This is a genomic window from Streptomyces sp. NPDC007162, assembly GCF_040634175.1.
Lineage (GTDB): Bacteria > Actinomycetota > Actinomycetes > Streptomycetales > Streptomycetaceae > Streptomyces.
The window spans coordinates 1-10291 of the sequence record NZ_JBEYFC010000327.1 but is presented as its reverse complement, the minus strand read 5'-3'; the positions used below and the strand labels follow the sequence as shown (position 1 = coordinate 10291).

The following is a 10291-nucleotide window of genomic DNA, read 5'->3' as shown; positions in this document are numbered from 1 at the left end:
GCTGGACCAGCGGAACTCGTTCCGCCGCCCGCCGGACCGCGGGGAGGCTGAGGGTCTGGTGGCAGGGGCTGATCAGCAGGCCGTCGACCTGCCGCTCGGTGAGCATGTCCAGACGCTGTGCCTCGATGTCGGGGTCGTCGTTGGACGTGCAGAGCAGCAGTGCGTAACCCTGCTTGCGCAGGCTCTCCTCGGTGTGTTGTACGACACCTGGGAAGAACGGGTTGTCGACCCGGGGCACGATCATGCCGATGGCCTGGGTCGACTGCTTGCGCAGGGCGCGTCCGAGTTGGTTTGGCCGGTAGCCGAGTTCTTCCACGGCTGCTGACACGGCCGCGGCCGACTCGGGACGGACGGCGCGGGCGCCGCTCAGCACCCGGGAGACGGTAGACGGGGACACTCCGGCGGCTTTGGCGACATCGTAGATGCTGGCTTGCACGGCGATCCGGGCGTCCTCCTCCTCGGGGGCCGTCGCGGCTGACGGCGCTCGTTGTCGGGAGTATGCCACGAAGGCCGGACGGGCGACCGGGGCAGCGTTGTCCAAACGAGAGCGCCTGCACGACCCTGGCTCGTCGTCCGAGTAGCTCTCGGTAACGGCCGCGTTACGTCGGAATTGCCGGAAATTCACCCCTTGACATGCGGCGACGACCCCCTAATGATTCTCGGCAATCGATTGCCAGCGCCGTTCCGGTCAATCCCAAGGAGCCCCATGGACATCCGGAGAGACAATCCCAGCAGAGCCGGCACTGCACACCGAGCCGCACGGGGGACAGCCTGGCGTGTGCTCCCGGTCGCTGCCGCCTGTGCCCTGGTGGCCACCGGATGCGGGAGCAGCCAACAGGCTTCTTCAGGCGGCTCGGCTGCGGCCGGGGGTCTGACGACAGTGAGGATGGTGCAGGAGTGGCCGGTGGCCGATGGGTTCTGGATTCCGTGGGTCGTCGCCCAGAAGCAGGGATTCTATCGCAAAGCGGGCATTAACCTGCAAATAATCCCCCCGCCGAACACATCGGCGACTGCGCAGTACATCGGCACCGGGCGGGCTGACCTCGCGTTCGACACCTCGATGGATGTCGTCTTCGCACGGGCCCAGGGTGCACCGATGGTGAGCGTCGCGCGGTACGGCACGGGCAACAACTGGGGGCTGATGAGCTCTCCCAAGAAGCCCCTGGACTTCGCGTCGGTCAAGGGCAAGACGATCGGCACCTACAACGACTCATGGTCCAAGGCGCAGTTGCAGATCATGCTGGACAGCCAGGGACTGAAGCTGTCGGACGTCCATCTGGTCACCGCGTCGAGCGATACGGTGCCGCTCCTTCTGCAGAAGAAGGTGGATGCGATCACCGGAGTCACCAACGCCGAGGGGAGCGAACTGGCGTCGCAGGGCGTCAAGGACTACTCGATGGTGTCGGCGAAGGACCACGGCGTTCCGAACAGCCCGGTCTGGGTGCTGGCGGCCAACAGCGACTGGCTCAAGAGCCACAAGGACACCGCCCAGAAGTTCATGGACGCCACGGTCAAGGGACTGCAGTACGCCATCGCGCATCCCAAGGAGGCTGTCGATGCGTTCATGACCACCTACCCGAAGGCTCAGACCCGCGAGTTCACCACGCTGCAATGGCAGGCGACCAGTGCTCTGTTCGGCAAGAACGTCACCGCGAGCAGTCTCGCGCAGAGCAGCGCCAACTGGTCGGCGCTGCTGAAGGCCGCAGATGACTACAAGCTCGTGAAGAAGACCGACGCGCCGAGCGCGTACTTCACCAATGAACTCCTGGAGAACAAGTGAGCCGGATCCTGCTTGCCGGGGAGTCGTGGACGACGACCTCGACCCACACCAAGGGGTTCGACTCGTTCGTGACCTCGACCTACGCCGAAGGAGCCGGGCCGTTCCTGAAGGCCCTGCGCTCGGTCGGCCACGAAGTGACCTACTTGCCCAACCACCTCGCCGCGGAGGACTTTCCCCGCACCGAGGATGAACTGAACGCCTTCGACCTGGTGGTACTCAGTGACATCGGCGCGAACACCCTGCTGCTGCCGGCGACGACTTTCCTCAACGGCAGTCGCAGCCCCAACCGGCTCGATGCCCTCGCCTCGTGGGTCCGAGCCGGTGGCGCCCTGCTGATGGTGGGCGGATATCTCAGCTTCCAGGGCATCGAGGCGAAAGCAAACTACGTCAACACCGCGATCTCTGACGTCCTCCCCGTCGACATGGAGACCGGAGACGACCGTGAGGAGACGCCCCACGGGGTCACCCCTGTCGTCAGGGATCCCGGACATCCCGTCACCCAGGGGCTGCCGGCCGAGTGGCCGGCCATCCTCGGCTACCAGAGGGTGCGGGTGCGAGCGGGGGCAGAGGTGCTGGTCGAGGTCGACGGCCGTCCTCTTGCGGTGAGCGGGCGGGCGGGCGCGGGACGGGTGATGGCCTTCACCTCGGACATGGGACCGCACTGGCTGCCCGACGACTTCATGGCCTGGAGCGGCTACGACACGTTCTGGCAGCAGTCCGTCCAGTGGCTTTGCGCGACCGCCGGCAGTACGGCGGCCGACAAGCTGGAGGAGGTGTCCGCGCCATGACCACGCCTCCCGAAGGGCTGACCGAAGTCCCGCCGTCCGGACTGGTGGCGGCCCAGCGTCTGGCGGTCGCGGTCGCCGAGGAAGTCGCCGCGCAGGTCCAGGCAGGACAGACCGAGATCGCGGTGCGCGACTGGACCGAGGAACTGCTCGACGCACGCGGCAGCAAGGGCGTGTGGACCCCGACCAATGTCGGCTTCGGTGCTGGAACACTGAGCTGCTTTCCCACCGACAAGCCCAGTGACCGCGTCCTGTGGAACATTGACCTCGGTTTCGTCGATGTGCACCCCGTAACCGAGGACGGTTGGTGGGGTGACTGCACCCGCAGCTTCATGCGGGGCGAAAACCCCGGTTACCGCGAGGCGTTGGAGACCATGCGGCACGTCCATGAGACGACGCTGGCCGCGGCCCGTCCGGGGATGCGGGCCTGCGACCTGTTCTTCGCGTTCCAGGACGCGCTGGAGCCGACCGGCCTGCTGCTCCTGGACCGGCTCAACAACATAGGCCACTCGCTTGACCGGAACACCTCCTACGACCTCGGCTACCTCGACCCCTGGAACGAGACCCGCCTCTGGGGCGCCTGGGCCGTCGAGCCGTTCATGGGCAACCATCTGTGGGGCGTGAAGCAGGAGGACGTCCTCTGGTTCGGCCGGCACAACTGCGTGGTGATCCGATGAGCGCCATGAGTACGGCGGCGAAACTGGAGATCCGTGACGTCGTCCAGCGCTTCGGCTCCACGGTCGCACTCTCCAACACGTCCCTGGACGTCCGCGAGGGCGAGTTCATTTCCATAGTGGGCCCGTCGGGATGCGGCAAAAGCACTCTGTTCAACATCGTTTCCGGCATCCAGCGACCCACCGAAGGGCAGGTTCTGCTCGATGGTTCGGATGTGACCGGGCACTCCGGGCACGTGGGATACATGCTGCAGAAGGATCTGCTGCTGCCCTGGCGGTCCACTCTCGACAACATCCTCCTGGGTGCCTCCCTGACCCGGCGGGTCACCCGCGCCGACCGCGCCCACGCGGCCGGCCTTGCCACCCGGTACGGGCTGGGCGACTTCCTCGACCACTACCCGCACGCGATGAGCGGCGGCATGCGCCAGCGCGTCGCCCTCATGCGGACGCTCGCCTTCGCCCGCGACGTCATGCTTCTGGACGAACCCTTCGGAGCGCTGGACTCGCAGACCCGGATGGAGATGCAGCAGTGGCTGCTCAGCGTGTGGGCGGAGCAGCGCAGCACGATCCTCTTCGTCACCCACGACGTCGACGAGGCCATCTTCCTGGCCGACCGGGTCGTCGTCATGTCACCCCGCCCGGGCCGTATCCGCCAGGTCTTCGACGTGGGTCTTTCCCGCCCGCGTGGTCTCACGACGCTGACGACTCCCGAGTTCACCTCGCTCAAGCGCGACATCCTGGGGCTGATCTACGAGGGCTCCGACACCCCGTCGTCATACGAACCGTCCCACGAGCCCTCCGGGAGGACGACATGAACCGCAGAGGTCACCAGGACAAGTTGTGGACACGGCTGGCCGTGCCGGTACTGTCCGTGCTCGCAGTCCTGGCGGTCTGGCTGCTGCTGGTGCACGGCGTGGGCATCGCCCCTTACGTACTGCCGTCGCCGAGCGCCACGGTCCACGCCATCGCGGACGACTGGGCCGTCCTGTCCCAGGGCATCCTGATCACAGGGCAGGAGTTCGTCCTGGGCTTCCTCCTGGGTACCGTGACCGGGTTTGTCCTGGCGGTGTTCATGGCACAGTCCCGGTGGGTGCTGCGGGCCCTGTACCCGATCCTGATCGCCAGCCAGGCCGTGCCCATCATCGCCATCGGCGCGGCCCTGGTGATCTGGCTCGGCTTCGGCCTGACTCCCAAGGTCGTCATCGTCGGCCTCATCGTGTTCTTCCCTGTGGTGGTCAATGTGCTCGACGGGCTCGCGTCGGTCGACGAGGACTCCATCAGCCTGGCCCGTTCCATGGGCGGTGGCCCATGGCGTACGTTCCGCACGGTGCGGCTGCCGGCCACGTATACGCCACTGTTCTCGGCACTGAAGATGTCGGCGACGTTCAGCGTCACCGGCGCCGTCATCGGTGAGCAGACGGCGTCCAGCACCGGAGGGCTCGGGGTCTACCTGACCCAGCAGCAGTCGCGGCTGAACACCTCCGGTGTCTTCGGGGACATCGTGCTGCTCGCTGCCATGGGCATCATCGCCTTCGCGCTGATCGCCGCCCTGGAGACGGTTGCCACGCCGTGGCGCAGACACAGCAGCGCCCCACGCCGATGGCGCGCGTCCGCGGTGCCGGTGCTTCCGGCGCCGGCCCCCGTCCAGACCGCTCCGACCTCGGAGGGAGCACGATGACCGGCCCGGTCACTGTCGCCGCCGTCCAGACGCTGCCCGTCATCGGCGACGTGGACGCGAATCTCGCCGCGATCGCCGACGCCGTCACTCAGGCCGCCGAGCGGGGAGCCACGCTGATCGTCCTGCCCGAACTGTGCACGACCGGTTATGTGTTCGCCTCGCGAGAGGAAGCCGCCGCTCTGGCCGAGGAGGTTCCGGACGGACCGAGCACGCGTTTCCTGACCAGCCTGTGCGCTCGGCTCGGCGTCCATCTGGCCGCGGGCATCGCCGAAAGAGAAGGAGACCGCCTCTACAACAGCGCGATCCTCCTGAGCCCTGACGGCCATCTGGGCACCTACCGCAAGGTCCACCTCTGGGACAACGAAAACACCATCTTCGAACCGGGCGATCTCGGCCTGCCCGTCTTCGACACCGCCTTGGGCCGGCTCGGCATGCTGGTCTGTTACGACGCATGGTTCCCGGAAGCCTTCCGAGCGCTGGCGCTGCAGGGCGTCGACGCCGTCTGCCTGCCGACCAACTGGGTCCCCATCCCGGGGCAGCAGCCCGGCAAGCCCGCCATGGCGCTGTCCCTGTGCCAGGCAGCAGCCCACGTCAACAGCATCCACGTCATAGCTGCCGACCGGGTGGGAACCGAGCGCGGCCAGCCCTTCATCGGCCAGAGCGTCATCGTCGGTCCCACCGGCTGGCCGCTGACCGAACCGGCAGGCAGCCAGGACCCGGAAATCGTACTGGCCACGGCTGATCTGACCGCCGGCCCCCGTGTGCGCCGGTGGAATACGCACAACGACCCGCTCGCCAACCGGCGCCCCGAGGTCTACGCGCCGTACGGAGACCGGGCCTGATGACGAAGGTCTACGACGTCGTGGTGGTCGGCTCGGCCAATGCCGACCTGGTCGTCGGTGTCGAACGCCGCCCCGCCGCCGGGGAGACGGTCCTCGGCTCGAATCTCGCCACCCACGCCGGCGGCAAGGGCGCCAACCAGGCGATCGCCGCCGCGCGGCTGGGAGCCGGAGTCGCCTTGGTGAGTCGGGTCGGCGACGACAGCCACGGCCGTTTCCTGCTCGACACGCAGAAGGCAGCCGGGGTCGACACCGACGCCGTGCGGGTCGGCGGAGCACCGACCGGCGTCGCGCTCATCATGGTCGGGCCGCAGGGTGACAACAGCATCGTGGTCTCACCCGGCGCCAACGCCCTGCTGTCCCCGGCGGACGTACGCGCGTCACAAGACCTGCTGTACACCGCCCGGGTGGTGTCACTGCAACTGGAGATTCCCCTGGACACCGTCGCCGAAGCGGTCGCTGCCGTCGGTCCGCGGACCCGGGTCGTGCTCAACCCCTCGCCGCCGGCGGCCCTGCCTGCCCAGATACTGGCAGCCTGCGACCCGCTGGTCCTCAACGAACACGAGGCCACAGCGATGCTTGGCGAGTCGGCGAAGGGCAGTACCGCGGAGGACTGGTGCACCGCTCTGCTTCGGCTCGGGCCGCAGTCGGTGGTGGTGACCCTCGGCGCGGACGGGGCGGTGGCCGCGGACGCCTCGGGTCCCGTCCGGGTTCCCGGCATGCCCGTCGCCGCGGTGGACACCACCGGTGCGGGCGACGCCTTCACCGGAGCCCTGGCCTGGCGGCTCGCCAAGGGCGACACCCTGACCCAAGCACTGGAATTCGCTGTCCGAGTCGGAGCGGCAGCGGTGACCCGGGCCGGAGCACAGGACTCCTTCCCGACCCTGGAACAGCTGACAAGCGCCGTGGCACCGACCGGCAGGGAGCACTGACACATGACGGAAGTCGTCGATCTCACCCGTCGGCTCATCGCCCTCGACACGGTGGACGGCCACGAAAGCAGCGCCCACACGATCGTGGGACCACTGCTCGAAGCAGCCGGCTTCACCGTCCGCGTTCACGAGCACGCACCTGGGCGCGGCACCCTCGTCGCCGAATGGGCGACCGGACTGGACACCCCGCCCCTGTGCCTGTCCGGTCACCTGGACACCGTTCCGCTCGGCTCCCAGGACTGGCACCATGACCCGCACACAGGCGACATCGACGGCGACCACCTCTACGGCCGGGGAGCCAGCGACATGAAAGGCGGCATAGCCGTCATCGTCCTGGCCGCCGCCCGGATGGCCGCGAACAGCCGCCCCCGCCGCGCAGGTCTGAGGATAATCCTCTCCGCCGCCGAGGAAACCGGTGCCCTCGGTGTCCGTCACCTGCAGACGACCCTCCGTAACTGCCGCAGCGGCCCCCTCCTCATCGCGGAGCCGACCGCGAACGCCCTCGTGCACGGGCACAAGGGCGCCCTCTGGCTCGAAGCCCGCGCCAGCGGCATCACCGCCCACAGCTCCACCCCGCACCTCGGCGACAATGCCCTCTACAAACTCGCCCGCGCCGTCACCCGCCTGGAGACCTTCACCTTCCGCGAGGCCGACACCCCGCACTCGATCATGGGCACGCCCACACTCAATGTCGGCACCTTCCACGCGGGCCTCAATCCCAACTCCGTCCCCGACCAGGCCCGAGCGACCATCGACGTACGCACCGTGCCCGGTCAAAGTCACTCAGACGTCGTCGCCCGACTGGCACAACACGCTGGCCCCGACATCACCCTCACCCCCTTCCTCGACCTGCCCCCGGTATGGACCGAGCCAGACGACGAATGGGCCCGCCAGGCAAACCACATCGTCTCCGACATAATCGGCAGCACCACCAGCCAAGCCCGCGCCGCGACCTACTTCACCGACGCGGCAATCCTCACCCCCCTCCTTGGCTCCGTCCCCACCCTGATCTGCGGTCCCGGCCAGCCAGAACTCGCCCACGCCACCGACGAATGGTGCTCCGTAACCAGACTCCAGGAGTCGTCGATGATCCACGAGAGGATCATCCAGCACTGGTGCGGCTTGTAATGTCAACCGCCGGCGCCCGTGCAGCCGAGCAGGCCGCCAGCTGCCGACCGGACGCCCTGCGAAGCTGAACGCGACCACCCTGGCCGGGTGGCGCGATCCCCGCAGGCCGGCGCTGAGCTCGGCCTGAGGAGTTCCCGGTCAGAATCAGTTAGCTCGGGGGGACTGTTCCCGATCGTTCACCTCTCTCAGCGCCGCGGCGACTCGATCGGTGAAATGCGGCGCGTCCAGATCGATCCGGCGCAGGGCATGGTGCCGCATGAGCACGTCTGAGGAAGACCGTCTATGAACGCCACCGGCTGTGGTCCGCGGACGGACGTGGGAGCTCCTGCTCCAGCTGGCCCAGGCCGCTGCCGACGCGGCAGATGAGATCGACTGGGACATTTCGGTCGACTCCACCATCGTCCGCGCTCACCAACATGCGGTTGGCGCCCGCACGCAGACACCTCTGGGCCCATGCGCCGAGGAAAATGACACGCACCATGGGAATCCGGCACTGACACGATGCTGGAACGGTGCGCAAAACCGCAGGTCACAAGAGCTGACGGTGAATCAGGTAATGGGAACCTACAGCCTGGTTTTCTGGTTCCGCGTCCCTTACGACCATGGTGGGCAGATGGCATCGGTCAAGCAGTTCCAAGTCACCTTCGACTGTGCAGAACCCGAGCGTGTGGCGCGCTTCTGGTGCGAGGTGCTGGGGTACGTCGTACCGCCTCCGCCGCAGGGGTTCGCCACGTGGGAGGACTTCGACCGCTCGCTGCCGCCGGAGCGCCAGGGCGCGGCCTTCGCCTGCGTCGATCCCTCGGGCGTCGGCCCGCGACTGTTCTTCCAGCGTGTTCCCGAGGGCAAGGTCGTCAAGAACCGGGTTCATCTGGATGTTCGGGTCGGTACCGGGCTCGTGGGTGAGGAGCGCCTCGCCGTACTCGAGGCCGAATGCGCGCGACTGGTCGCCCTCGGCGCGGTACGCGAACGACTGCTCGTGGCCGACGGCTACAACGAGTCGTGCATAGGGATGCGTGACATCGAGGGCAACGAGTTCTGTCTCGACTGAGGGTGGGCGCGTGACGACATTTCAGGATGAGCTGCTGCCCGCCACTCGGCGGGCGCTGCTGCACAGGATCGCCGTGGCCCAGGCCGAAGGCAGGGCGCCGTCGCTGGTGGCCGCGGTCGTGCGGGGTGGCCGGACCGTCTGGCACGGGGCGCGTACCTCCGTGGACGGGCACGGGCCGGACGAGAACGTGCAGTACCGGATCGGCTCCATCACCAAGACGTTCACGGCCGTCCTGGTGCTCCGGCTGCGCGACGAAGGGCTGCTCGACCTCGGCGACCCACTGGAGAAACACCTGCCGGGCACCGGCGCGGGGGAGGCGACGATCGCCGAACTCCTCGCGCACACCGCCGGGTTGGCAGCCGAATCACCGGCACCCTGGTGGGAGCGCACCCCGGGTTCGTTGCGGCCGGAGTTGAGCGACGTCCTCGGCGAGCAGCCCTTTCTGCACCCCGTCGGGCGCCGGCACCACTACTCCAACCCCGGCTACACCCTGCTCGGGGCGCTGGTCGAGGAACTCCGCGGCGCCCCTTGGGAGCAGGTGCTCCGGCAAGAAGTGCTCGAACCCCTGGGTCTCGGCCGTACGAGCGCCCAGCCGCAGGCACCGCACGCGGGTGGATGGGCGGTGCACCCCTGGGCCGATGCCATGCTCCCGGAGCCGCTGGAGGACCTCGGCCGGATGGCTCCCGCGGGACAACTCTGGTCGACCACCGGTGATCTGGCGCGCTTCGCCGTCTTCCTGACGGTCGGCGACGACCGGGTACTGAGCGCCGAGTCGGTACGCGAGATGCGCGTCCCGGCGGCTCCGGCCGAGCCTGCCGACGTGCTGGACGGTGCCACTTATGGTCTCGGTCTGCAGATCCAGCGCCGTGACGGCAGGCTCCTCGTCGGGCACTCCGGTTCGTTGCCCGGGTTCCTTGCCGGCCTCTTCATCAGCGTGGACGAGGACGTGGCGGCCGTGGTGCTGGCGAACTGCACCTCCGGCCCGCTGACGTCCACCGTCGGTGCCGACCTCATTCGTATCGTCGCGGAGGCCGAACCGCGTATCCCGGAGCCGTGGCGGCCACTGACCCAGGTCGATCCGGCCGTACTCGAGTTGGCGGGGCAGTGGTACTGGGGCACGCACCCCTTCGTGCTCCGGGTGACGGCCGACGGGCTGATCTCGCTGGGCCCGTTGTCGGGCGCCGGCCGCCGGGCCCGTTTCCGTCCCGACGGCGACGGTACGTGGACCGGCCTGGAGGGCTACTACGCGGGAGAGCTTCTACGGCCCGTACGGCGCCCCGACGGAGCGGTGAGCCACCTGGACCTCGGATCGTTCGTGTTCACGCGTCAGCCGTACGACGAGACATCTCCTGTGCCTGGTGGAGTGGCCTCTGAGGGATGGCGGGGGATCGGCTAGCCGCAGCCGGGCGGTGTTTCACGTGAAACAC

At 68.1% G+C, this 10291-nt stretch carries 11 protein-coding genes and 1 pseudogene; 11 read left to right on the top strand and 1 reads right to left on the bottom strand.

Features of this window, described 5'->3' with window-relative positions; all coding sequences use genetic code 11:
* Positions 1-397: LacI family DNA-binding transcriptional regulator (locus ABZ646_RS30555; RefSeq protein ID WP_360525828.1), on the bottom strand; the 397-nt coding region annotated here is incomplete at its 3' end.
* Between the two features lie 507 nt (positions 398-904).
* Between ABZ646_RS30555 and ABZ646_RS30550 the strand changes: the two genes are divergently transcribed.
* The 11 genes and pseudogenes from ABZ646_RS30550 to ABZ646_RS30500 all read left to right on the top strand — a co-directional run bounded on the left by ABZ646_RS30550 (position 905) and on the right by ABZ646_RS30500 (position 10260).
* Positions 905-1780 carry an ABC transporter substrate-binding protein gene (locus ABZ646_RS30550; RefSeq protein ID WP_360525825.1) on the top strand — a complete coding sequence of 292 codons (876 nt, stop codon included), beginning with the start codon at positions 905-907 and terminating at the stop codon, positions 1778-1780.
* Positions 1777-2568, top strand: coding sequence for a glutamine amidotransferase (locus ABZ646_RS30545; RefSeq protein ID WP_360525822.1), 792 nt, complete (start codon positions 1777-1779; stop codon positions 2566-2568). The genes ABZ646_RS30550 and ABZ646_RS30545 overlap by 4 nt, the downstream gene beginning before the upstream one ends.
* Complete coding sequence (locus tag ABZ646_RS30540; RefSeq protein WP_360525819.1) at positions 2565-3242, top strand: M24 family metallopeptidase; 678 nt, start codon at positions 2565-2567, stop codon at positions 3240-3242. Before ABZ646_RS30545 ends, ABZ646_RS30540 begins: the two co-directional genes overlap by 4 nt.
* Complete coding sequence (locus ABZ646_RS30535) at positions 3239-4054, top strand: ABC transporter ATP-binding protein (protein WP_360525816.1); 816 nt, start codon at positions 3239-3241, stop codon at positions 4052-4054. The genes ABZ646_RS30540 and ABZ646_RS30535 overlap by 4 nt, the downstream gene beginning before the upstream one ends.
* A complete protein-coding gene (locus ABZ646_RS30530; RefSeq protein WP_360525813.1) occupies positions 4051-4917 on the top strand; it encodes an ABC transporter permease in 867 nt (288 codons plus the stop codon). Before ABZ646_RS30535 ends, ABZ646_RS30530 begins: the two co-directional genes overlap by 4 nt.
* Positions 4914-5759: a nitrilase family protein gene (locus ABZ646_RS30525; RefSeq protein ID WP_360525811.1), complete on the top strand. Its 846-nt coding sequence runs from the start codon at positions 4914-4916 to the stop codon at positions 5757-5759. The genes ABZ646_RS30530 and ABZ646_RS30525 overlap by 4 nt, the downstream gene beginning before the upstream one ends.
* Positions 5759-6688, top strand: coding sequence for a ribokinase (locus ABZ646_RS30520; protein WP_360525808.1), 930 nt, complete (start codon positions 5759-5761; stop codon positions 6686-6688). Before ABZ646_RS30525 ends, ABZ646_RS30520 begins: the two co-directional genes overlap by 1 nt.
* 3 nt (positions 6689-6691) lie before the next feature.
* Complete coding sequence (locus ABZ646_RS30515) at positions 6692-7816, top strand: M20 family metallopeptidase (RefSeq protein ID WP_360525805.1); 1125 nt, start codon at positions 6692-6694, stop codon at positions 7814-7816.
* Positions 7817-8141: 325 nt separating this feature from the next.
* Positions 8142-8249, top strand: a pseudogene (locus tag ABZ646_RS30510) (transposase); the annotation flags it as partial.
* Between the two features lie 180 nt (positions 8250-8429).
* Positions 8430-8864, top strand: coding sequence for a VOC family protein (locus ABZ646_RS30505; RefSeq protein WP_360525831.1), 435 nt, complete (start codon positions 8430-8432; stop codon positions 8862-8864).
* 10 nt (positions 8865-8874) lie between these two features.
* Complete coding sequence (locus ABZ646_RS30500) at positions 8875-10260, top strand: serine hydrolase domain-containing protein (protein ID WP_360525802.1); 1386 nt, start codon at positions 8875-8877, stop codon at positions 10258-10260.
* The last annotated feature ends 31 nt before the right edge of the window (positions 10261-10291 follow it).